The following is a 22,218-nucleotide window of genomic DNA, read 5'->3' as shown; positions in this document are numbered from 1 at the left end:
GCGCCCGGTGGCGGCGCTGAGCCGTGGCGGGTTCAGCCGTGGCGGGTTCAGCCGACCGAGCTGTTGTAGCTCTCGATCGCCGGCTGCAGCTCCTTCGCGGCGTCGGCCAGAGCCTGCTGGGCCGGCTTGGTGCCCGCGATGGTCTGCTCGATCGCGGTCTCCACGCCCTTGCGGGCCTGCGGCATCACGCCGAGCAGGCAGCCGGCCGTGGCAGGGGTCGGCTTGGTGGCCTTCAGCTGGTCGATCGCGGTCTGGAACTGCGGGTACTTGGCCACCCACTCCTTGTCCTTGGGGTCGTCCAGGGACTTGGTGTTGACCGGGAAGTAGCCGGTGCCGGTGTGCCAGACGGCCTGCTGCTCGGGGGCGGAGACGAACTTCTCGAACTCCCAGGCGGCGCGCTTCTCGGCGTCCGAGTGGCCGGGGCCGCTGATCCACAGCGAGGCGCCGCCGATCACCGGGCCGCCCTGGTCGGCGGCGGTGACCTTCGGGAAGGCCGCGGTGCCTACGCCGAACTTCGCGGCCTCGGTGTAGCCGCGCAGCACGCCGGTGGACTCCAGGTGCATCGCGACCGTGCCGGCCTTGAACGCGGCCTGGGCGTCGTCGGTGGTGCGGCCGGTGTTGGCGGCGTAGCCGCCCTTGACCAGGTCGGCCCACCACTGGACGATCCGGGCGCCCTGGGCGGAGTCGAAGACGACCTTGCCGGCCTTGTTGCCGCGGCCGTTGTCGTTGTCGCAGTACATGGCGCCGGACTCGGCGAGCAGCTGCTCGACGAACCAGCCGTAGATGGCGGCGCCGAAGCCGTACCGGACGGTCTTGCCGTCGGCGTCCTTCTTGGTGAGCTTCTTGGCCAGCTCGCCCAGCCCGTCGAGGTCCTTGGGAGCCTGGGCCGGGTCGAGGCCGGCCTCCTTGAAGGCGTCGGTGTTCAGGTAGAGCAGCGGCATCGAGGAGTTGAACGGCATCGACTGGAGCTTGCCGCCGACCGAGTAGTAGTTGCGGATGTTGGCGTCCAGGTCGTCCAGCGCGTAGCCGTCCTTGTCGGCGAAGGCCTGGGCCGGGACGGTCTGCCTGGAGTCGATCATGAACCGGGTGCCGATGTCGTAGACCTGCGCCAGGGCGGGGGTGCCCTTCTGCTGCACCGCGGCCTTGTACTTGGTGACCAGCTCGTCGTACTTGCCCTGGAACTCCGCCTTGACCTCGATCTTGCCCTGGTGGGCGGCGTTGAACTGGCTGACCAGGCCGTTCAGCACGTCGGCGTTCTTGCCGGTCATCGAGTGCCAGAACTCGACGGTGGTGACACCGGAGGCCTGGTCGAGGGCCTGGGCGCCGGGCGCGCCGGCGTCGGAGGAGCCGCCGGCGCCGGAACCGGAGCCGCCGGAGCTGCAGGCGGTCAGGGACAGGCCGGCCACCAGCAGGGCCGCGAGCGCGCGCGCACTCTTCTTCACGAGGGTTCTCTCTCTATCCGGGGAAGCGGGTCGTGGACGGGAAGCGGGTCAGCGGACGGCGCCCGCGGTCAGGCCGCGGACGATGAAGCGCTGGCCGAAGACCACCAGGGCGAGGGTGGGCAGCAGGGAGAGCACGACGCCGGCCAGGATCAGCCCGGGGTCGGCCATCTCGGAGTCGCGCAGCGAGGTCAGACCGATCTGGAGGGTCTGCATGTTCGCCGTGCGGGTGATGATCAGCGGCCAGAAGTACTGGTTCCAGGCCGACAGGAAGACGTAGATCGACAGCGCCGCGAGGGCCGGCTTGTTGAGCGGGACGACGATCCGCCACAGGAAGCGCCAGTGGCCGGCCCCGTCGATCCGGGCCGCGTCCCGCAGCTCGCCGGGCAGCTGCCGGAAGGCCTGGCGCAGCATGAAGGTGCCGAAGCCGGAGGCCAGGAAGGGCAGCACCAGGCCGAAGTAGGTGTTGCCGAGCCCCCAGCCGGACAGCGTCAGGTAGTTGGGGATGATGATGGCCTCCCAGGGGACCATCAGCGTGGCCAGGAACACCCCGAACACCACGGCCCGCGCCTTCATCGGCAGGAAGACGAAGGCGTACGCGGCGAGGATCGAGGTGAACAGCTGGGCGAGGGTGATGACCGTCGCCACGATCGCCGAGTTGGCGTACTGGCGGGCCAGCGGGATGGCCTCCACGGCGCCGGAGAAGTTCCGGCCGGTGACCGAGTGCGGCACCAGGGCCGGCGGGTAGGAGGAGAGTTCGGACGGGCCCATGAAGGCGCCGGCGATCGCGTAGTAGACCGGGAAGGCCACGGTGACGACGGCGACGGCGAGCAGCAGGTAGACGGCGGCACGGCCGAGCAGGTCGCGCGGGGAGCGCCCGGCGAGGGCGCGGGCGCGCGGGCGGGGCGCCTCGGCCGCCGTCTTCTCGGCCTCGGTGGTCAGGGTGGTCACGCGTAGTGCACCTTCCGCTCCAGGACGCCGAACTGGACGGCCGTGCAGGCGAGGACGACCACGAGCAGCACCAAGGCCTGGGCACTCGCGGTGCCGAAGTCGCTGGAGCCGTAGGCGAAGGCCTTCTCGTACACGGAGTAGACGAGGGTCCGGGTGGAGCCGTCCGGCCCGCCCTTGGTGAGGATGTGGATCTGGCCGAAGCTCTGGAGCGCGTGGACGGTGGAGACCACGGTCAGGAAGAACAGGTTCGGACCGAGCATCGGGATGGTGATCGAACGGGCCAGCCGCAGACCGGAGGCGCCGTCGATGCGGGCCGCCTCGACGACCTCGCCCGGGATCGACCCGATGCCCGCGGAGAGCACCAGCACGTTGTAGCCGAGGTTCATCCACACCGTGGTGACGGCCACCGAGAACAGCGCGTAGCGGGAGTCGGTCAGCCAGCCGACCGGGCCGAGGCCGACGTGCGAGAGCAGGCCGTTGAGCACCCCGCTGGCGGGATTGAAGAACACCGCGAACACCACCGAGGCACTGGCCACCGAGAACGCGAAGGGCAGTGCGAAGGCCGAGCGCAGCAGCCGCACGCCGCGGATCCGGTTCTCCAGGAGCAGGACCAGCGCCAGCGCGCCGAGCACCCCGGGAACCACGGTGATCAGCGTGAACAGCGCCGTGGTCGTCAGGGTGCGGCCGAAGTCGGCCGAGGCGAACAGGTCGGTGTAGTGCTTCGTCCCCACGTAGCGCGAGGGCGCGCCGAAGAGGTCGTTGGCGTGCCCGCTGAGGTAGACGGTCCGCCCCAGCGGGTAGCCGATGAAGAGGACGAAGACCACCAGGGACGGCAGCAGGAAGGCCCAGGCGAGCCCGTGTTCGCCCCAGCGTCCTCCCCGGTGCGCTCGTGGGCGGCGGCCCGGGAGGGCCGCGGTGTGCGGTGCGGTCGGCATCTTTCGCGCGTCCGCCTTTCGTGATGTCGGTTCAGGCCGAAACCGTGTCTTGCCCGAACGACGGTCCGGAAACCTCGTGGTGATCAACGGGTGTCACCGGGATTACGCGTTCGCGTCAGATCCGGCCGGTCGTGCGCGGACGGGCGGCGGACGGGCGGCAGACGGGCGGCGGAGCGCCAGTTGGGCGGGCGGTCCGGCGGTTCACCGCGCTGTCGGAGGGGTGGCGTACGGTGCGCGGGTGGACGAAACGGAATTCGACATCCCGGCTGCAATGGCCGAAAGTGTGCGCTCCCGCGCGGGTGCCTGGGAACTCGTCAAGGGCTTCGCCGCGTACTGGGGCGAGCCGCTGGGCCCGGACGACGGCTTCACGGACGCGGAGTTGGACGCCGCCGAGCTGCGCCTCGGCCTGCGGCTGCCGGCGGCGCTGCGCGAGGCGTACCGGTTGTTCGGCCGCCGGGCGGACCTGACCAGCAGCCAGGACGTGCTGCTGACCCCGACGGAGCTGTACGTGCTGGACGGCGCGCTGGTGTACCGGGCGGAGAACCAGGGCTGCGCGTACTGGGGCGTGCTGCTGGACGACCTCGACCGGGAGGACCCACCGACGGTGGGCCGGCTCGACCTGGCGGACAAGTCGCAGGAGCGGTGGGAGCCCTGGGAGGAGCGCTTCTCGACGGCGGCCGCGGCGATGGCGCTGACGGAGAAGCTGCTGGAGGACCACGAGCTGACCGACGTCCTCGACCTGGAGGACGAACTGCCGGTCGGTATGCGGGAGTTGCCCGCGCTTGGCCGCAACTTCCGCTGGTACCAGGGGCCGGAGGCGCTGATCGGGGTGGCCGAGGGGGCCTGGGCGGCGGCCCGGGCACGCACCCCGCAGGCGCTGGAGGCGCTCTACGAGGCGGTGCCCGGGAAGTGGCTGGGCGAGTGAGCCCTGCGGCGATCGCGGCGGCGATCGCCGCGGAGCAACCCGGTCAGGCGGAGGAGCCGCCGTCCAGCACCAGGTCGCTGCCGACGGTGTAACCCGCCTCCGGCGAGGCCAGGTACAGCACTGCGGCGGCCACCTCCTCGGTCGCGCCGGCCCGGCCGACCGGGACCTCGGCCCTCATCCGCTCGGCCTTGGCCCCGGCGCCCTCGCCCGGCCGGGAGGACATCGGGGTGTCCACCGCGCCGGGGCTGACGGTGTTGATCCGCACGCCCTCGGCGATGTGGTCGAGGGCCGCGGCCCTGGTCAGCACGGTGACCGCGGCCTTGCTGGCGGCGTAGGCGCCGACGCCCGCGAGCCGCCGGTGAATACCCAGGTTGGACGAGACGTTGACGATCGCGCCGCCGCCGTGGGCCCGCATGTGGGCGATCTGCGCCTGCATGGCGAGCAGGGTGCCGGTGACATTGGTGCCGATCACCCGCTGCCACTCGGCCTCGTCGATCTCGGCGACCGGGCCGGCCGCACCGAACACTCCGGCGTTGTTGACGGCGACGTCCAGGCCGCCGAACAGCTCGACGGTCTCCCGTACCAGCCGGGCGGCGTCCTGGGAGTCGGTCACGTCGCCCGTGAGCGCGACCGCCTTGCCGCCGGCCCGCTCGATCAGCTCGACGGTCTCGGTGAGCGGCCCGGCGGTGCGGCCTGCGACCGCCACCCGGGCGCCCTCGCCCGCGAAGGCGAGCGCGATGGCCCGGCCGATGCCGCTGCCGGCGCCGGTGACCAGGACGGACTTGTCGGCGAAACGCGTGGTCATGGGGTGAACTCCTCGATGTGGTTGGCGCGTTCGGTTGTGCTGGGGATGGTGGTCGGATCGGGGACTGTGGTCCCGTTGGGCATGGTGGTCCGGTCGGGGACGGCGCTGCGGGGCAGGGCGGCGACCGCGACGGCGGTGAGCGCCAGCCCCGCCGCGGCCGCCGCGAAGGCCGCGGCGTAGCCGCCGACGACGCTCGGGCGGGTGGCGGCGAGCGCCATCAGGGCGGCCAACCCCGCGGTGGGGCCGAGTTCCATGGCCGTGTTGAACACCCCTGCGGCCAGCCCGGTGCGCTCGGGCGGCACCCCGCCGGTGGCGAGCACGGCCGCACCGGCGAAGGCCGCGGCGGCGCCGGCGGGCAGCAGGAGCAGTCCGGGCAGCAGGCCGGGGGCGTATCCGCTGTCGGGGGCGAGCCCGGCGAGCAGGCCGAGTCCGGCGGCCGCCACGGCGAGGCCGCCGGCGGTGACCGCCACCGGCCCGTACCGGACGGTCAGCGGGCCCGCCAGCCGGCCGGAGAGCAGCAGGACCGCCGCGTACGGCAGGAAGGCGGCGGAGGTGGCCGCGGCGCTCCAGCCGCGCAGCTGCTGGAGGTAGAGCGAGAGCAGGACGAAGGTGAGCGCGGTGCCGGCGGCGGTGGCCATGACGGCGGCGAGTGCGGTGGCGCGGCGCCGGTCGGCGAGGAAGCCGGGCGGCAGCAGCGGATCGGCGGTGCGGCGCTCGGCGGCGGCGAAGGCGATCAGCAGGGCGAGCCCGGCGGCCAGCGGGCCGTACGTCCCGGGGCTGTGCCAGCCGTGCTCGGTGGAGCCGACCAGGGCGTGACTCGCCGCGCAGACACCGGCGGTGGCGAGGACCGCCCCGCGCAGGTCCAGTGCGGGGCGGGTGCCGGCGGGCGCGGGGGCGGGCAGGGCGGCGGAGCGGGCGAGGCCGACCACGGCGACGAGTACGGGCACCGCGAACAGCCAGCGCCAGGAGACGGCGGCGGCGACCGCGCCCGAGACCACGCTGCCGGCGGTGGCGCCGAGCACCGACAGGCCTCCCCAGGTGGCCATCGCCCGGCGGTAGGCGGCCGGTTCGGGATGCAGCACCCGGACCACCGCGACGGCGGCCGGGGCGGCCAGGGCGGCGCCCGCGCCCTGCACGAAGCGGCTCGCCAGCAGAACTGGGTAGCCGGGCGCGAGGGCGCAGGCGATCGAGGCGGCGGCGAGCAGCGCCAGGCCCGCGCGGAGCACCGGGCGCCCGCCGTGCCGGTCCGCCAGTCTTCCGCCGAGCAACAACAGGGAGCTGAAGGAGAGCCCGTAGGCGGCGCTGAGCAGCAGCACTCCGGACGAACCGAGCCCGAACTCCCGTGCCACCAGCGGCAGTGGCACGGTCAGGATCGTGATGGTGAAAATCAGCACCGCCTGGACGACGCCGAGCAACGCGAAGCCGTACCGGCCGGTAGTGATGGCGGCCATGTAAAACCCTCCCCCCTATATAGACCATTCGGTTCAGAATGAGCACAGCAGAAGACGCCGGTCCACGTCGGCCGGCCGTCAGTCCAGCAGTGCCAGCGCCTGCTCGGCGGCGGCCCGCGCCCGGGCCCCGCCGTCGGCGGTCTTGCCCACCACCCGGATGCCCTGGAGCAGCACCACCAGCATCCGGGCGAGCGCCCGGGGCTCCCGCCCGGCGGGCAGTTCGCCCTGCGCCTCGGCCCGCACCAGGGCCGCGGCGAGCAGCGTCTCCAGGCGGTCCAGGCTCGCCTCCACCCGGCGGGACGCGTCCGGGTCGTGCGGGGCCAGCTCGACCGCCGTGTTGGTGACGAAGCAGCCGCGCCGCCTCTCCCCCTCGCCCACCTCGGCGTACTGGCGGACCAGCGCCCTGACCGCGGGCAGTGCCGGGCCGGGCTGGGAGAGTTCGAGCATCCGCGCCGAGTCGCTCTGCTCGCAGTAGCGCTCCAGCGCCCGCAGGTACAGCTCTCGCTTGCTGCCGAAGGTCGCGTAGACGCTGGCCCGGGCGATGCCGAGCCGTTCGACCAGATCGGCCATCGAGGTCGCCTCGTAGCCGCGCTGCCAGAACAGCTCCAGAGCCGCCTGCAGCGCCGCGTCCGGGTCGAATTCCTTCGTTCGCGCCATGCCGGGAACGGTAGTCCTTTCCGGATCGATCGGTCAAGAAAGGCCAACTATTGGTCCAGACCTGATCTCTGACGGAGCATTGCCAAGTGGACTAGACCATAGCTACCCTACCGATCCCATCCACCTCCTACCCCCACAGGAGGCGCTTCGCATGCCCGCACACCGTCCCACCCACACCCGGCAGGCCGTCGACGCCGCCGGACCCGCCGTGCTGACGGCGTTCCGGATCGTCGTCGGCCTGTTGTTCATCTGCCGCGGCGCGTCCTCGCTGTTCGGCGTGTTCGGCGGCGCCAAGGGCGGCGGCGGCACCGTCCCGCTCGGCCAGTGGCCCGGCTGGTGGGCCGCGCTGATCCAGCTGGTCGGCGGCGCCCTGGTGCTGCTCGGCGCCGGCACCAGGGTGGCCGCCCTGCTCTGCTCCGGCTCGATGGCGTACGCCTACTTCACCGTCCACCAGGAGCACGCCCTGGTGCCCCTGCAGAACGGGGGCGAACTCGCGGTGATGTTCTGCTGGGCCTTCCTGGCCATCGCGGTGCTCGGCTCCGGCCCGTACGCCCTGGACCGCCTGCTCACCCGCCGACCCCGAGCCGCGTCGGCCGAACCGGCGGCCCGGCCGACGTCGACGGTCTGACCCACGTCAACGGCCCGGCCGACGTCAACGGTCAGACCGACCCGCCGGGCTGACCGGCTCCGACGTCACCGACCCGAGGGGTCGCCCGCGGCCAGGTGGCGCTCCACCGAGGCGACCTTGGCGGTGAGGCCGTCGGTGACCCCGGCCCGGTCGTCGATCTTGATGACCGTGCTGACCCGGTTGCTGTGGGTCTTCACCGCCTCGATCGCCGCCTTGATCACCGGCATCACCTCGTCCCACTCCCCCTCGATGCTGGTGAACATCGCGTCCGTGCGGTTCGGGAGTCCGCTCTCCCGGACCACCCGGACGGCGGCGGCCACCGCCTCCCCCACGTCCTCGCCGATCCCCAGCGGGGTCACCGAAAAGGCTACGATCACGGCTCTGCGCTCCTTGCGTGTCGACGGCACTGGTCGCCGGTTCGGGTCCGCCCGAACCAGCGACCAGGCTAGAACCAGCGACCAGGCCAGACGTCAGGCCACGGATGGCAGCGGCGGTTCGACCGCCAGCGGCGCGCTGGAGCGGGCGCGGTGCTGGGCCGCCCAGGAGACCAGGGCCACCGTGCAGGCGTGGTCCAGATGGCGCAGCCCGGACCAGTCCAGTTCCACCGGCCGGTCCCCCGGAAGCCGTTCCAGGGTGTCCAGCAGCCGGGGCAGCCGCAGGAAGGTGGCGTTGCCGCTCAGCCGCACCCGGTGCACCGGCGCTCCGCTCTCCCCCTCCTGCTCCTCCACCGTGATCTGCAGGTGCGAGGTCTGCCAGGCGGACTTGGCCACTGCCAGGCCGACGCCGATCAGCACCCCGTCGAACAGGTCGGTGGCGATGATCGCCGCCGCCGTCACCACCAGCACCAGCGCCTCGCCCAGGTGGCCGCGGCAGAGCGCGACGATCCGGCGCAGCGGCACCAGCTTGGCGCCGGCGTGCACCAGGACGGCGGCCAGCGCGGTGAGCGGGACGAGCCCGAGCGCGCCGGGCAGCAGCGCGGTGAACAGCAGCAGCCAGCCGCCGTGCAGCACCCGGGAGGCCTTGCTCCGGGCGCCGGCCTGGACGTTGGTCGCGCTGCGCACGATCACCGCGGTCATCGGCAGCGCGCCGAGCAGCCCGCAGACGGTGTTGCCGACGCCCTGGGCGGTGAGTTCGCGGTCGTAGTCGGTGCGCGGGCCGTGGTGCATCCGGTCGACGGCGGCGGCGCTGAACAGCGTCTCGGCGGAGGCGATCAGGGTGAGGGCGACGATCGTGCCGAGCCCGGCGGTGCCCGCCAGGGCGGTCAGCGCGTCGCGGTCGGGCAGGTGCACCACGTCGAGCAGTCCGGCCACCCGGACCCGGGCCACCGGCAGGTCGGCGGCCGCGGTGACGGCGGCGGCCAGCCCGACGGCGGCCAGCGGGGCGGGCACGGCGCGGGCGGCGCGTTCCGGCAGGTACTTCCACCCGACCAGGACCAGCAGGGTGCCGAGGCCCAGGGCGACGGCGCAGGGGTTGGCCGTGGCGGTCAGCACGTCGCCCAGCAGCGCGGGCAGTCCGGCGATCTTCTCCGGCCCGGTGGCGGGGGCGCGGCGGTCGGCGAGCGCGTACAGCTGGCCGAACACCAGGGTCAGTCCGATGCCGGCCAGCATGCCGTGCACCACCGAGGCGGACATCGCGCGGAACCAGCGGCCGAGCCGCAGGGCGCCCATCGCCAGTTGGAGCAGGCCGGTGCCGAGGACCAGGAGGCCGAGCGCGCCGGTGCCGAAGCGCTGGACGGCGTCGGCGACCAGGACGGTCAGCCCGGCCGCGGGCCCGCTGACCTGGAGGCTGCTGCCGGGCAGCAGGCCGGCCACCAGGCCGCCGACGATCCCGGTGACCAGCCCGAGTTCGGCCGGGACGCCGGAGGCGACGGCCACGCCGACGCAGAGCGGGAGGGCGACCAGGAACACCACCAGCGAGGCGGGCAGGTCATGGCGCCAGGGGACGGCGCGCAGCAGGGCGGCCGGGGTGCGGGGCCGGCCCGGCGGGCCGTGCTTGCGGAGGCGGCCCGGCGGGCTGTCGCTCCGGTGGGGCGGCGGGTTCACCCGGTCACCGCCAGGGACCGGGCAGGGGTGCAGCAGCACATGGGGTGTTCCTTCCGCGCACCCGACGCAGCGGGCGCGCCGTTGCAAGGGCGGGGAGCAGGATGGCGGGGAAGGGCGGCGAGAGCGGTACGGCCGCGGGTTCGGGCGGGACCGGAGCGCGGCGGCGGGTGTCGGGTCGGTGCGGCCAGGGGGTGCGTCCCTCGCTCGGGTGCGGCGGACCGGGCACGCTGGTCCTGGACGGGGCCGCCGGCGGAGTTCCCCCGCTCCGCGGCGCTCCCGAACCCCCTTGCCGCGGCCTCAGTTGGACGTCACGGGCCCGGCGTGCCACCGACGGTACCCAGCACGGCGGGGCGGGCCCACCGACGCCACCGCCTCTTCACCACCACTGCACACCGGCTGCGCTTTCCGGCGCGGAGCGTCCGGTTCCCCGGGTACACCTGCGCGACCACCGTGCTGGCGTACGAATCCCCGCCCTCGGAACAGCCGTCCGGGCTGCCACATCCTGTTGAAGTCCCCTTGAGGCCGCACCTTCGTCCACGTCGACGTCGAGCCCACCCAGCTCGGCCGGATCTTCGCCCCCGACCTCGGGATCGCCGTCGCCGAGGGCCTGGGCTGCAGGGCGATCCGGGTCACCGAGCCGGAGGGCCTGCTGCCCGCCTTCCTGGAGGCCGGGAGACTGGCCGCCGAGTTCCGCGTCCCGGTCGTGGTCGAGGCGATCCTGGAGCGGGTCACCGACATCCCGATGGCCGCCGCCGACATCGACGAGGTCCACGAGTCCGAGGAGCCGGCCACCCTCCCGGAGCACGCCCCGACGGCGATCAGGCCCCTGGCGCGCTGAGCCCCCCCGAACGCGTGCGCTCCGAGCGGTCGCGCGCCCGGCGTGCGGGGGCGTGCGGAGCGGCTCGTCCGCCTCCACGCCCCCGCACGCCCGGAACACCGGCACGCCGACCGCGGTTGATCAGGTCGCGGGCCGCTACCGTGGCCCCGGAAGAGGCCCGGCCCGACGACCCTCCGAAAGGACCACCCCCGTGAGCCTGTACGACATCCCGCTGCGCACCCTCGACGGCGCGGCCACCTCGCTGGCCGACCACAAGGGCAAGGCGCTGCTGATCGTCAACGTCGCCTCCCAGTGCGGCCTGACGCCGCAGTACACCGGCCTGGAGAACCTCCAGAAGCGCTACGCCGGGCGCGGGTTCACCGTGCTGGGCTTCCCGTGCAACCAGTTCGCCGGGCAGGAGCCGGGAAGCGCCGAGGAGATCCAGGCCTTCTGCTCCACCACCTACGGCGTGACCTTCCCGCTGTTCGAGAAGATCGACGTCAACGGGGAGGAGCGGCACCCGCTCTACGCCGAGCTGACCACGGTCGCCGACGCCCAGGGCCAGGCCGGGGACGTCTCCTGGAACTTCGAGAAGTTCCTGATCTCCCCGGACGGCACCGTGGTGGCGCGGCTGCGCCCGCCCGTGGAGCCGGAGTCGGCGGAGCTGACCGCCGCGATCGAGGCCGTGCTGCCGGCCTGAGGCCGCTCCTGACGGAGGCCCGCACCCCGGGCCTCCGTCACAGCAACAGCCTTGTGCCCGGCGGCAGTTCGCCGTCCCTGGCGGCGTCCCGCAGATGCGCCAGGAAGGTCTCCCGCAGCGCCTCGGCCGCGCGGGTCGGCGGCACCTCGTGGCCGTGCGCCACGGCGATGGTGCGGCCCAGGCCCGGCCCGGCGAACGCCGTCACCGCGAGGCCCGAGCGGGCGGCCACCATTCCCGGGACGACGGCGGGCCCGATCCCGGCCCGGACGAAGCCCAGCACCGCGTCCATCTCGCCGCCCTCCACCGCGAACTCCGGCTCGAACCCGGCCGCCCGGCAGGCCGCCAGGGTCGCCTCGCGGACGTCGTAGCCCTCCCGGAACATCACCAGCGGCCGGCCCCTCAGCTCCGCCACCCGGACCTTCCCGCGGGCCCGCCGCTCGGCCGCGACCAGCACCAGCTCCTCGTGCAGCAGTTCGGTGACCGCCAGTGCGGGCTCCTGCTCCCCGCTCGGCCGGGTGATGATCAGCGCGAGGTCCAGCTCCCCCGCCGCCAGCCAGCCGACCAGGTCCCGCGAGCCGCCCTCGCGCACCACCAGCGTCACCCCCGGGTAGCGGTCCCGGAAGAGCCTCAGCACGTCCGGCACCAGGCTGGTGCACAGACTCGGCGGCGCGCCCAGCCGGACCCGGCCCCGGCGCAGCTGCACCGTCTCCTGCACGGCCAGCCGGGCGCTCTCGGTGTCCGCGAGGATGCGCCTGGCCAGCGGCAGCAGGGCGTCCCCGGCGTCCGTCAGCGCGATGTTGCCCCGGGTGCGGTGGAACAGCTCGGCCCCCAACTCCCGCTCCAGGGAACGGATCTGTTGCGAGAGTGACGGCTGGGCGACATGCGCCGCCTCGGCGGCCCGGGTGAAGTGCCGGGTCTCGGCGACGGCCAGGAAGTAGCGGAGTTGCTGGAGCTGCACAGGGCCAGGATAGGCCGCATCGATAGTCCATGCCTATCGTCACGAGCCGCATCATGTCTTGGACGCACCGAAGCGCCGTCCCTACCGTTGCAGCCATGACAACCGCGACTCGGACGGCCCGGCATCCGTCCACCCTGGCGATCCTGTGGCGGTCGACCGTCGGCAAGAAGGCGGTCATGGCCGTCACCGGCCTGGCGATGCTGCTGTACCTGGTCGCGCACATGCTGGGGAACCTCAAGGTGTTCTTCGGCCCGGACGACATCAACGGCTACGCGGCCTGGCTGCGCACCATCGGGCAGCCCTTCCTCGGCCACGAGTGGTTCCTGTGGCTGGCCCGGGCGGGCCTGCTCGCCGCCGTGGTGCTGCACGGCGTCTCCGCGTACCAGCTCAGCCGCCGCGACCTCGCGGCCCGCCCGAGCAAGTACGTGCACCAGCGCCGCCGGGCGAGCTACGCCACCAGGACCATGCGCTGGGGCGGGGTGATCCTGGCGCTGTTCGTCGTCTGGCACATCCTCGACCTCACCACGCTGACCGTGAACCCGGCCGCCGAGCACGGCCACCCGTACCAGAACATCGTGGCCTCCTTCGGCCGCTGGTACGTGGACGTGTTCTACGTCGTCGCGATGCTGGCCGTCGGCCTGCACATCCGGCACGGGTTCTGGAGCGCCGCGCAGACCCTCGGTGCCAACAACGCCCGCCGCGACCGGGCGCTCAAGCTGATCGCGAACGGCCTGGCGCTGGTGCTGACGGCCGGCTTCCTGTCCGTTCCCGTGGCCGTGATGACCGGAGTCGTGAAGTGAGCAGTGGTGACGTGAGCTACCTGGACTACACCCTCGGCGAGCCGGTCGCCGACACCAAGGCCCCCGCCGGGCCGATCGAACAGCGCTGGGACCAGCGGCGGTTCGACGCCAAGCTGGTCAACCCGGCCAACCGGCGCAAGCACACCGTGATCGTGGTCGGCACCGGCCTGGCCGGCGGCGCGGCCGGCGCCACCCTGGCCGAACAGGGCTACCACGTCGTGCAGTTCTGCTTCCAGGACTCCCCCAGGCGGGCCCACTCGATCGCCGCCCAGGGCGGCATCAACGCGGCCAAGAACTACCGCAACGACGGCGACTCGATCCGCCGGCTGTTCTACGACACCGTCAAGGGTGGCGACTTCCGCGCCCGCGAGTCCAACGTGCACCGGCTGGCCCAGGTGTCGGTGGAGATCATCGACCAGTGCGTGGCCCAGGGCGTGCCCTTCGCCCGCGAGTACGGCGGCCTGCTGGACACCCGCTCCTTCGGCGGCGTCCAGGTCTCCCGCACCTTCTACGCCCGCGGCCAGACCGGCCAGCAGCTGCTGCTCGGCGCCTACCAGGCGCTCTCCCGGCAGATCGCCGCCGGAAACGTGGAGCTGCACCCGCGCACCGAGATGCTCGACCTCCTGGTGGTCGACGGCCGGGCCCGCGGCATCGTCGCCCGCGACCTCGTCACCGGCGAGATCCGCTCCCACACCGCGGACGCCGTGGTGCTCGCCAGCGGCGGCTACGGCAACGTCTTCTACCTCTCCACCAACGCCAAGAACTCCAACGCCACCGCGATCTGGCGGGCGCACCGGCGCGGCGCGTACTTCGCCAACCCGTGCTTCACCCAGATCCACCCGACCTGCATCCCGCGCTCGGGCGACCACCAGTCCAAGCTCACCCTGATGAGCGAGTCGCTGCGCAACGACGGCCGGATCTGGGTGCCCAAGGCGAAGGGCGACAACCGGCCGCCCGGGCAGATCCCGGAGGAGGAGAGGGACTACTACCTGGAGCGGATCTACCCCTCCTTCGGCAACCTGGTGCCGCGCGACATCGCCTCCCGGGCCGCCAAGAACGTCTGCGACGAGGGCCGCGGCGTGGGCCCCGGCGGCCAGGGCGTCTACCTGGACTTCGCCGACGCGATCCGCCGGATGGGCCGGGAGGCCGTCGAGGCCAGGTACGGCAACCTCTTCGAGATGTACGAGCGGATCACCGCCGAGGACCCGTACCGGGTGCCGATGCGGATCTACCCGGCGATCCACTACACGATGGGCGGCCTCTGGGTCGACTACGACCTGCAGACCACCGTGCCGGGCCTGTTCGCCATCGGGGAGGCCAACTTCTCCGACCACGGCGCCAACCGGCTCGGGGCCAGCGCCCTGATGCAGGGCCTGGCCGACGGCTACTTCGTGCTGCCGCCCACCATCAACGACTACCTGGCCCGCCACCCGCTGCCGGCCGTGCCCTCCGACCACCCGGTGCTCACCGAGGTGGAGGCCGAGGTCGAGGACCGGCTCAACCTGATCCTCGCGGTGGACGGCGACCGCACCCCGGACTCCTTCCACCGCGAACTCGGCGAACTGCTCTGGGACGAGTGCGGGATGGCCCGCGACGAGGCCGGGCTGCGGCGGGCGCTGGAGCGGATCCCGCGGCTGCGCGAGGAGTTCTGGCGCCGGATCAAGGTGCCCGGCACCGGGCAGGAGCTCAACCAGTCGCTGGAGAAGGCCAACCGGCTGGTCGACTACTTCGAGCTGGCCGAGCTGATGTGCCTGGACGCGCTGCACCGCGCCGAGTCCTGCGGCGGCCACTTCCGCATCGAGAGCCAGACCCCCGACGGCGAGGCCGCCCGCCGCGACGAGGAGTTCTCCTACGCCGCCGCCTGGGAGTTCACCGGCACCGGCGAGCCACCCGTCCTCCACCGCGAGGACCTCGAGTTCGAGCACGTCCACCCCACCCAGCGGAGCTACGCATGAACCTCACCCTGCGCATCTGGCGCCAGGCGGGCCCGGACGCACCCGGCTCGATGACCACCTACCAGGTCAGCGGGATCAGCCCGGACATGTCCTTCCTGGAGATGCTGGACACCCTCAACGAGGAGCTGATCACCCGCGGCGACCAGCCCGTCGCCTTCGACCACGACTGCCGCGAGGGCATCTGCGGCGCCTGCGGCATGGTCATCAACGGCCAGGCGCACGGCCCCGAGCGCACCACCACCTGCCAGCTGCACATGCGGCACTTCCAGGACGGCGACACCATCGACGTCGAGCCCTGGCGGGCGGCGGCCTTCCCGGTGGTCAAGGACCTGGTGGTGGACCGCTCGGCCTTCGACCGGATCATCGGCTCCGGCGGGTACATCACCGCCCCCACCGGCAGCGCGCCCGAGGCGCACGCCACGCCCGTCCCCAAGGAGGTCGCCGACACGGCCTTCGAGCACGCCGAGTGCATCGGCTGCGGCGCCTGCGTGGCGGCCTGCCCGAACGGCTCGGCGATGCTCTTCACCTCCGCCAAGGTGGTGCACCTCAACGTGCTGCCGCAGGGCGCCCCGGAGCGGGCCGCCCGGGTGCGGAACATGGTCTCGGCCATGGACGCCGAGGGCTTCGGCGGCTGCACCAACACCGGTGAGTGCGCCACCGCCTGCCCCAAGGGCATCCCGCTGCCCAGCATCGCGGCGATGAACCGGGAGTTCCTGCGGGCCGCCCGCGGCTGACGGCTCCCCCAGTACGGTCGGCCCCTCGCGTTCGGTGCTCGTCGCGGGGGGCCGGCGCCTGCCCCCGCGGCCCGTCCCGCCGGGCCCGGCGTTACCCGTACGGGTGGCGGACCGTTCGGACCGTGCTTCCCGGCGGGGAATCGCGCTACGGTAGTCCTCCGCCAAGGAAGGACGGCATATGCCCGAGGTTCAGTCCTGTTCCGGTTGCGGCGGGTCCGGGGGGACCCAGAAGACCGAGGCAACGGTCGAACTGGACGAGGAAGGAAGCATGGTGCCCAGCGTCCACACCTTCTGGTCGCCCTGCGGTCGGTGCCACGGATCCGGGACGGTGATCGTCGGATGAGGTTCATCTTCGAGTGCGTCGAGTGCGGTGGGCACTACCTGCCGCCCGAGGAGATGGTGTACCCGGACGGGCCGGCCTCTCCGGTCTGGTGCGCCGACTGCCAGAGCGCCAAGCGCGCGGCCGGCGTCCGGGAGGACCCGCTGCTCGCACGGGTCGCGCTGGCGGCCGCACGGGCCGCCCTCGCCGGGCGGGCCGCCGAGCCGGCCGAGCAGCCGGCCCGCTTCGACGTCCGCCCGTCCCGGCCGCCGCTGTCCCGCCGGGCCCGGTCCGGCCCCGGCGTGGTGCGCGGCAAGCTGGGCTGACCGACGGCTTCCGGCAGGCCGGGCGCATTCGCCGACGGTCCGTCATGTGCCGCTTGTGACAAATGACTTGTGCCGCCACCGAGCGTGCTGGTTAATGGTCGTCCCGCACATGGCGAGCCTTGGGGGAAACGTCCATGCAGCCGACCGATCCACCCGATCCGAGCCAAGTCGGCCAGACCGGCTTCACCCCGCTCGGCCCACTGCCGCCGTCGGCACCTCCGCCGCCGGTCGCGCCCACCGTACCGCCGCCGGTCTCCACCCCGAAGTCCGTCACCCGGGTGGCCGTGACCAGGCGCATCCTCTGGGTCGGCGCCGCGGCGTACCCGCTCGCGATGATCGCCCGGGTCACCACCACCGTCCTGGTGCCGGAGAAGGCGGGCGCGGTCATGCGGCTCCTGCGGGTGATCGGGATCATGACCGTGGCCACGCTGATCGTCAGCCTGCTCGCCTCCCTGGACAACAACAACCGCTCGTACGGCGGGTCCAGCGGCTTCGCCGCGGGCCCGTTCGTGGTGGTGGCGGTGATCATCGTGGTGGTGTACTTCTTCACCGTCACCCTGCCCCGGCTGGTCCAGCCGCGCCTGTACGCGCTGTCCGTGGACACGGCGGGGACGCCGACCGCGCTGCTGGCCTGGGAGTCACCCGGGCCCGCGCAGCAGCTGCAGGCCACCATCACGCAGGCGATCGAGAACCCGCAGATCGAGTTCCAGCAGTTCGTCCACACCGTCAACATCGACCGGCGGCACTACCAGTCCGGCGACCACGTCAACATCTACGGCGGCCACGGCATCACGGGAGTCAGCAAGTGAGCGACAACGGCAACGGCTCGCACGTCCACGGGGACCAGGTCAACATCCACGGCGGGACCAACGTCGTCGGCATCCAGCACAACAACGGGCCGGTCGGCGACCAGGCGCTGCCGCCGGCGGTCGCGGCGCTGTTCTCCCGGCTCGCCGACGCCGTCGCCGAGCTGGCCCGCGACGGCCGGCTCCACGAGGCGGACCGGCAGAGCCTCGCCGAGGCCCTGCCGGTGCTGAACAGCCCCGCCGCCGAGGAGCCGGGCCACCGGCGCAACACCCTCCTGCTGCTGGCCGGCGTGGCCCAGCGCCTCGGCGAGGCCGCCGCGCCGGCCCTGGGCCTGGCGAACCAGCTCCTCGCCCTGATCAGCGGCTGACCGCCCGTCCGGCGCCCGGCGGTCCCGAGCGCCGGACCGACCGCCCTCGCGGGGGTGGCGGAGGCCTCAGAAGAGCGCCTCCTGGGTGTCCGGCTCCGGTGGGCGCAGGCGCTCGTGGAGGATCAGGCCGGCGGAGCCGCGGCCGGTGACGGGGCTGAGCGTCCAGCCGGTGAGCAGCCGGGTGTCCAGCAGCAGCGGGCCGGAGCCGTCCGCCTGGTCGAGGAAGAGGTGCCGGCCCACCGGCGGCCGGAGCCGGCCCGCGACGACGGCGCCGTCGGCCAGGGCGGCGATCTCCCGGTACGCCTGCGGGGCGCCGCCGGCCAGGCCGTAGCGCTCGACGTGGTCGACCACCGGGCGGTCGGCGAGCAGCTCCAGGGCGTGGCCGTCCAGCAGCCGGTGGGCCCGGGCGCGGGCCTCGGTGAGCACCGTGCGGCGGTGCGGGGCGTCGCCGTGCGACCACCAGTGCTCGGTCTTGAGCCGGGACTTGAACCGTTCGCGGGCCAGGCCCGAGGCGGCGACGGTGAGTTCGGCGCGCCGGATCGACGGCAGGGCGCCGCGGGCGGTGAACGCGTAGGCCAGGGCGCCCTGTTCGAGCAGTCGGCTGTCGCCGCGCTGCTCGGCGGTCAGGCCGACCTTGAGCAGGCCCTCGCCGAACCAGGCGAGGTAGAGCAGGTAGGTGCGGCCGTCGTCGAGGATCTGGTCCCGAGCGAGAGCGAGGCCGCGGTCCACGCTCTGGCAGGCCGGGCACTGCGTGGCGCCGCCGTCGGGATCGATCAGCGCGTGGTGCGGGCAGGGCGTGCGCTCCGCCGCCCCGGCCAGCCAGGCCCCGACGCAGCGGCGCGGGCCGCCCAGCAGCCAACCCACCTCCGCCCCGGGTGCCACGGCGCGCTCGTGCACCCGGCCGCCGCGCGCGGCCCCGAGCACGGCACGGCCGTCCCGCCAGCTCAGGCCGGTGGAGACCCAGCCTTCGGGGCGGGCCCGGTGCTGCGGTGCGATCGTCACGGGTACCCCCTCCTTCTCGAAGCTGCGAGGGTACCCGTTGGCACCGACAGCGGAGGCCGGACCGCCCTCCGGACTCGTGCGTCAGGAGCACATCCGGGCGGCCACCTGGGCGTTCGAGCCGGCCTCGAGGCTCACCGCGGTGACCTTGACCACCCAGTAGCAGGCGGAGATCGAGGGCGGCGTGAAGGTGGCCCGGTAGCCATGGGCGTCCCCGTACCCCGGATAGGCGGCGCCGACGTCGGGCCGGGCCTGGTCGGCCGGGAAGGGCCCGAAGGTGTTTCCCTGGTAGGAGATGTACACCTGGGTGGAGGCCGCCGAGTCAGGGTCCAGCGCCCAGCCCGTCGCGGTGACGGAGCCGTCCTTCGTCGTGAACGTGTCCAGCTTGCCGATCGGGTCGTGACCCACCAAGAGCGAGGAGCAGCCCAGGAAGGCGTCGGCCCCGGAGCCGATGTTGAGCGCGGCCGCGCAGACCGTGCCCGTCGCGGTGGGGACGGGCACGACACCGGTGAACGCGTCGCTTCGCCCGTCCGGCCCTCCGGGCCTGTCGGCCGACAGGTAGCCGACGGGCACGCCGCCGACGCTGATCCGGACCGTGACCGACCCGCCGTCGACGTCTTGGGCCCAGCCGGAGACCGAGAGGCCCCCGGGCACCCGGGCCACCGAGAGCAGCGCCCCGGTCGGGTCGTTGCCCTCACCGACGACGTCGCACCGGCCCGACGGAGTCGGCCCGGTGCACACCGACTGCGCCTGCGCGGGCATCGCGGCGGGCACCACGGCCGCGGCCGCGAACGCCAGACCGGCGGCAAGACCGCGAAGAGTTCTGCCTGACTTCATGGTTGTCGTCCCCCTTGCTCGGTTGCTGTGCGAGCAGCTTCCCAAGCGTCGATAAGTGACGATTCAACAGTTGATAAATGAACTACATGCCAGTCGTGCAACGGGTGACGGGCAGTCAGGAGCCCGCGGAGTCCGCAGGTCACCGGCGCTTGGCCCGGCGGGGTGTTCACGTTCTATTGTGGCGGGCGCGGTCGGCGGCGGGGCCAGGAGGCGGTGCCGCGGCGGCCGCCCGATGGTCGGCGCGAGGCGAATGGGGTGGACGGACGGTGTCGGGGCGGCGGAGCAGCGGGGTGCTGGCGATCTGGGCGGAGGCGCAGCGACAGCAGCAGCGCCGGGAGGAGGCCCGGTGGCGCGCCGAGGCGGCGGAGCAGCGCCGCCGGGAGCGGGAGCAGCGCGAGACGCAGCGGGCGGCGGCCCGCGACGAGCGCGAGGCGCAACGCGCCTACCAGCAGTCGCGGGAGGCGGAGGCGGCCCGGCGGACGGCCGAACTGGACGCCCGGGTGCAGGAGTTGAGGGGGCTGCTGGCCGCCGGCCTGGCCGCGCCGGCGTTCGGCCCGCAGGCCCTGCTGGCGCCGCGGGCGGTGCCGGCCTTCGACCCGGGGCCGCTGGGCGATCCTGTGCCGATGCCGGACCAGTCCTCGCCCCGCTACTTCGTGCCGCCGCCGGACCCGGTCCAGGCCCGCAACCGTGGTGTGCGGCAGCAGTACGAGCAGTACCTGGCCCAGGGCCGGGCCAGGTTCGAGCAGGACTGGTACGCCGCGCAGGCCCGGGAGACCGACCGGCAGCACCGGCTGGCCGCGTACCACCGGGAGTACCTGGCCTGGGTCGAGCAGTCCCGCCGGCAGCAGGAGGAACTGGCCGCCCGGACCGAGGAGTTGCTGCGTCGGCTGCGGGCGGGTGAGCCGGAGGCGGTGCAGGAGTACTTCACGGCCGGCCTGTACGCCTCGGCGGCCTGGCCTGAGGGCTTCCCGCACCGGCTGGTGGCGGCGTTCGACGCCGGGGGCCGCCAGCTGGTGGTGGACTGGGAGCTTCCCGGGCCGGACGTGGTGCCGGCCGCCGGCCGGGTGCGGTACGTGAAGTCGGACGACCGCGAGGCCGAGGTGGCCCGCCCGGCGACGGAGCGCAAGGCGCTGTACCGGGAGGTGCTGGCGCAGTCGGCGCTGCGGGTGGCGGCGGAGCTGTTCCGGGCGGACCGGGACGGCCTGTTGGACTCGGTGGTGGTGAACGGTTTCGTCCTCGGCATCGACCCGGCCACCGGTCGGGAGGCGGAGCGCTTCCTCTCCACCCTGACCGCCACCCGGGCCGGCTTCGCGGGCCTGGCGCTGGACCGGGTGGCCCCGGTGGAGTGCTTCCAGGGCCTGGGCGGCCGGCTGTCGGCGCGCCCGGAGCGGCTGGACGAGGTCCGGCCGGACCGCCGGCCGGAGTCGGTCGGCGGGAGCCTGGCGGGGCACGGCGGCGAGGACGAGCCGGACCTGTTCGAGATGGATCCACTGGAGTTCGAGGACCTGATCGCCGAGTTGTTCCGGCTGCGCGGCTTCAAGGTGATGACCACGGCCCGCAGCGGCGACGTCGGGGTGGACGTGGTGGCCGAGGACCTGGACCCGGTGACCGGCGGCAAGATCGTGATCCAGGCCAAGCGCTACAAGAAGACCGTCCCGCCGACGGCGGTGCGCGACCTGGAGTCCACCGTCCGCCACCACGGCGCGAACAAGGGCATCCTGGTCACCACCGCGGGCTTCGGCCGCGGCTCGTACAGCTACATCGAGGGCAAGCCGCTGACCCTGGTGAGCGGCCCGGAGCTAGTGGTGCTGCTCGCCGAGCAGGGCCTGCGCGGCCGGCTCGGTGGCGGCGCCGCCACCGCCGACGCCACCGCCACCGCCACCGGCGACAAACCCGCGGAGGCCGGCGAGACCGCCCTCACGGTGAGCTGGCAGAGCCGGACGGCCGGCGGGGACGCGGTGGAGCTGGACGTCACCGCCTTCCTGTGCGCCGGGGGCCGGGTGCTGAGCGACGAGCACTTCGTGTTCTTCAACAGCCCGCAGGACCCGGACGGCGCCGTCCGGCTGCATCCGACCCACTCGGTGCCGGGCGAGCCGACCCGGGCGGCCCGGCTGGCGCTGGACCTGCACCGGCTGCCGGCGGCCGTGGAGGAGGTGGTGGTCGCCGTGTCCACCGAGGAGGAGGAGCATCCCGCGCTGCCGCTCGGCTACGTGCACGGGCTGGCCCTCGCCGCCGCGTACGGGCCGGGCGCGGGCGGTCCGGACGCCTGGGCGGGGCCGACCGGCGGGGTGCCGGACAGCGCGATGCTGCTCGGGGCGTTCCGCCGGGGCGCCGGCGGCTGGGAGTTCAGCCCGTCCGGGCGGGCGGTGACGAACGGCCTGGCCGGGCTGGCGGCGGCCTTCGGGGTGGCGGTCGAGTAGGCGGGCCGCACCGGACCGGCCCCGCAGGGCCCTTGGTCCTCAGGGTCCGGGTCATACCTGAGGAGGACAAGGGCCCCCGCCACCCCGCCGGGTCGGCGGGGGCCGACCACCGCGCGGCATGACACATCGCGTTCGAACAGCTTGGGATGATGTTACGGAGTTAAACATTCCGTTCACCCGTTCCAGGAGTCCTCGTGACGTTCCCCGCAACCGCCGTCCACACCGGCCGGGCGGCCGCCCGCGCCGCCAGCCTGAACAAGGTCTACGGGGAGGGGGAGACCCGCGTCGTCGCCCTCGACAACGTCAGCGTCGTCTTCCCCCAGGGCGAGTTCACCGCGATCATGGG

21 protein-coding genes and 2 pseudogenes are annotated in these 22,218 nt (G+C 73.5%); 12 read left to right on the top strand and 11 right to left on the bottom strand.

What is annotated here, in order from left to right:
• Window positions 1-47: 47 nt before the first annotated feature.
• The 3 genes from ACWDBB_RS15855 to ACWDBB_RS15845 are packed head-to-tail and all read right to left on the bottom strand — an operon-like array spanning window position 48 to window position 3,325.
• Complete coding sequence (locus ACWDBB_RS15855; RefSeq protein ID WP_449790118.1) at window positions 48-1,442, bottom strand: ABC transporter substrate-binding protein; 1,395 nt, start codon at window positions 1,440-1,442, stop codon at window positions 48-50.
• Window positions 1,443-1,490: 48 nt separating this feature from the next.
• Window positions 1,491-2,390: a carbohydrate ABC transporter permease gene (locus ACWDBB_RS15850; protein ID WP_449790117.1), complete on the bottom strand. Its 900-nt coding sequence runs from the start codon at window positions 2,388-2,390 to the stop codon at window positions 1,491-1,493.
• Window positions 2,387-3,325 (bottom strand): carbohydrate ABC transporter permease, encoded by a 939-nt coding sequence (locus ACWDBB_RS15845; RefSeq protein ID WP_449790116.1) that lies wholly within the window; start codon window positions 3,323-3,325, stop codon window positions 2,387-2,389. The genes ACWDBB_RS15850 and ACWDBB_RS15845 overlap by 4 nt, the downstream gene beginning before the upstream one ends.
• Window positions 3,326-3,563: 238 nt before the next feature.
• Between ACWDBB_RS15845 and ACWDBB_RS15840 the strand changes: the two genes are divergently transcribed.
• Window positions 3,564-4,250 carry an SMI1/KNR4 family protein gene (locus ACWDBB_RS15840; protein ID WP_449790115.1) on the top strand — a complete coding sequence of 229 codons (687 nt, stop codon included), beginning with the start codon at window positions 3,564-3,566 and terminating at the stop codon, window positions 4,248-4,250.
• A gap of 43 nt (window positions 4,251-4,293) precedes the next feature.
• On the opposite strand, the gene ACWDBB_RS15835 is transcribed toward ACWDBB_RS15840, so the two are convergent.
• The 3 genes from ACWDBB_RS15835 to ACWDBB_RS15825 all read right to left on the bottom strand — a co-directional run bounded on the left by ACWDBB_RS15835 (window position 4,294) and on the right by ACWDBB_RS15825 (window position 7,163).
• Complete coding sequence (locus ACWDBB_RS15835) at window positions 4,294-5,055, bottom strand: SDR family NAD(P)-dependent oxidoreductase (RefSeq protein WP_449790114.1); 762 nt, start codon at window positions 5,053-5,055, stop codon at window positions 4,294-4,296.
• Entirely contained in the window at window positions 5,052-6,506 is a 1,455-nt protein-coding gene (locus tag ACWDBB_RS15830) for an MFS transporter (RefSeq protein ID WP_449790113.1), read from the bottom strand. Before ACWDBB_RS15830 ends, ACWDBB_RS15835 begins: the two co-directional genes overlap by 4 nt.
• 78 nt (window positions 6,507-6,584) lie before the next feature.
• On the bottom strand, window positions 6,585-7,163 hold the full coding sequence (locus ACWDBB_RS15825) for a TetR/AcrR family transcriptional regulator (RefSeq protein ID WP_449790112.1): 579 nt from the start codon (window positions 7,161-7,163) through the stop codon (window positions 6,585-6,587).
• Between the two features lie 151 nt (window positions 7,164-7,314).
• Here ACWDBB_RS15825 and ACWDBB_RS15820 point away from each other — a divergent pair, with 151 nt between their 5' ends.
• Window positions 7,315-7,791, top strand: coding sequence for a DoxX family protein (locus ACWDBB_RS15820; RefSeq protein WP_449790111.1), 477 nt, complete (start codon window positions 7,315-7,317; stop codon window positions 7,789-7,791).
• Window positions 7,792-7,856: 65 nt separating this feature from the next.
• On the opposite strand, the gene ACWDBB_RS15815 is transcribed toward ACWDBB_RS15820, so the two are convergent.
• Together ACWDBB_RS15815 and ACWDBB_RS15810 are read right to left on the bottom strand one after the other, a co-directional pair.
• Window positions 7,857-8,168, bottom strand: coding sequence for an MTH1187 family thiamine-binding protein (locus tag ACWDBB_RS15815; RefSeq protein WP_449790110.1), 312 nt, complete (start codon window positions 8,166-8,168; stop codon window positions 7,857-7,859).
• Window positions 8,169-8,261: 93 nt separating this feature from the next.
• The gene (locus tag ACWDBB_RS15810; protein ID WP_449790215.1) at window positions 8,262-9,746 is read right to left on the bottom strand and encodes a SulP family inorganic anion transporter; all 1,485 of its coding nucleotides are present in this window, start codon (window positions 9,744-9,746) and stop codon (window positions 8,262-8,264) included.
• A 661-nt stretch (window positions 9,747-10,407) separates the two neighbouring features.
• Here ACWDBB_RS15810 and ACWDBB_RS15805 point away from each other — a divergent pair.
• Together ACWDBB_RS15805 and ACWDBB_RS15800 are read left to right on the top strand one after the other, a co-directional pair.
• Window positions 10,408-10,671, top strand: a pseudogene (locus tag ACWDBB_RS15805) (glyoxylate carboligase); the annotation flags it as partial.
• Window positions 10,672-10,861: 190 nt separating this feature from the next.
• Window positions 10,862-11,350, top strand: coding sequence for a glutathione peroxidase (locus tag ACWDBB_RS15800; protein WP_449790109.1), 489 nt, complete (start codon window positions 10,862-10,864; stop codon window positions 11,348-11,350).
• A gap of 37 nt (window positions 11,351-11,387) precedes the next feature.
• Here ACWDBB_RS15800 and ACWDBB_RS15795 read toward each other — a convergent pair whose 3' ends face one another.
• Window positions 11,388-12,308, bottom strand: a complete 921-nt coding sequence (locus ACWDBB_RS15795; protein ID WP_402413929.1) for a LysR family transcriptional regulator — start codon at window positions 12,306-12,308, stop codon at window positions 11,388-11,390.
• 95 nt (window positions 12,309-12,403) lie between these two features.
• On the opposite strand from ACWDBB_RS15795, the gene ACWDBB_RS15790 reads away from it, so the two are divergent.
• From ACWDBB_RS15790 to ACWDBB_RS15765, 6 genes are all read left to right on the top strand, one after another.
• The gene (locus tag ACWDBB_RS15790) at window positions 12,404-13,108 is read left to right on the top strand and encodes a succinate dehydrogenase cytochrome b subunit (RefSeq protein WP_449790108.1); all 705 of its coding nucleotides are present in this window, start codon (window positions 12,404-12,406) and stop codon (window positions 13,106-13,108) included.
• Window positions 13,109-13,119: 11 nt separating this feature from the next.
• Window positions 13,120-15,063, top strand: a complete 1,944-nt coding sequence (locus tag ACWDBB_RS15785; protein WP_449790214.1) for a fumarate reductase/succinate dehydrogenase flavoprotein subunit — start codon at window positions 13,120-13,122, stop codon at window positions 15,061-15,063.
• On the top strand, window positions 15,060-15,797 hold the full coding sequence (locus ACWDBB_RS15780) for a succinate dehydrogenase/fumarate reductase iron-sulfur subunit (protein ID WP_392871609.1): 738 nt from the start codon (window positions 15,060-15,062) through the stop codon (window positions 15,795-15,797). Before ACWDBB_RS15785 ends, ACWDBB_RS15780 begins: the two co-directional genes overlap by 4 nt.
• A 339-nt stretch (window positions 15,798-16,136) precedes the next feature.
• The gene (locus ACWDBB_RS15775) at window positions 16,137-16,442 is read left to right on the top strand and encodes a hypothetical protein (protein WP_449790107.1); all 306 of its coding nucleotides are present in this window, start codon (window positions 16,137-16,139) and stop codon (window positions 16,440-16,442) included.
• A 134-nt stretch (window positions 16,443-16,576) separates the two neighbouring features.
• Window positions 16,577-17,251 (top strand): DUF6232 family protein, encoded by a 675-nt coding sequence (locus tag ACWDBB_RS15770; RefSeq protein ID WP_449790106.1) that lies wholly within the window; start codon window positions 16,577-16,579, stop codon window positions 17,249-17,251.
• The gene (locus ACWDBB_RS15765) at window positions 17,248-17,616 is read left to right on the top strand and encodes a hypothetical protein (protein WP_449790105.1); all 369 of its coding nucleotides are present in this window, start codon (window positions 17,248-17,250) and stop codon (window positions 17,614-17,616) included. Before ACWDBB_RS15770 ends, ACWDBB_RS15765 begins: the two co-directional genes overlap by 4 nt.
• Window positions 17,617-17,682: 66 nt before the next feature.
• On the opposite strand, the gene ACWDBB_RS15760 is transcribed toward ACWDBB_RS15765, so the two are convergent.
• Window positions 17,683-18,618 carry a DUF2797 domain-containing protein gene (locus ACWDBB_RS15760; RefSeq protein ID WP_449790104.1) on the bottom strand — a complete coding sequence of 312 codons (936 nt, stop codon included), beginning with the start codon at window positions 18,616-18,618 and terminating at the stop codon, window positions 17,683-17,685.
• Window positions 18,619-18,699: 81 nt separating this feature from the next.
• Window positions 18,700-19,452 carry a hypothetical protein gene (locus ACWDBB_RS15755; RefSeq protein ID WP_449790103.1) on the bottom strand — a complete coding sequence of 251 codons (753 nt, stop codon included), beginning with the start codon at window positions 19,450-19,452 and terminating at the stop codon, window positions 18,700-18,702.
• 290 nt (window positions 19,453-19,742) lie between these two features.
• Between ACWDBB_RS15755 and ACWDBB_RS15750 the strand changes: the two genes are divergently transcribed.
• Both ACWDBB_RS15750 and ACWDBB_RS15745 read left to right on the top strand, forming a co-directional pair.
• The gene (locus ACWDBB_RS15750; protein ID WP_449790102.1) at window positions 19,743-21,872 is read left to right on the top strand and encodes a restriction endonuclease; all 2,130 of its coding nucleotides are present in this window, start codon (window positions 19,743-19,745) and stop codon (window positions 21,870-21,872) included.
• Window positions 21,873-22,066: 194 nt separating this feature from the next.
• A pseudogene (locus ACWDBB_RS15745) lies at window positions 22,067-22,218 on the top strand (ABC transporter ATP-binding protein); the annotation flags it as partial.

The organism is Kitasatospora sp. NPDC001095 (assembly GCF_053598615.1).
Note: the sequence above shows the minus strand (reverse complement) of the source record. Positions and strands in the feature narration are given on the sequence as shown.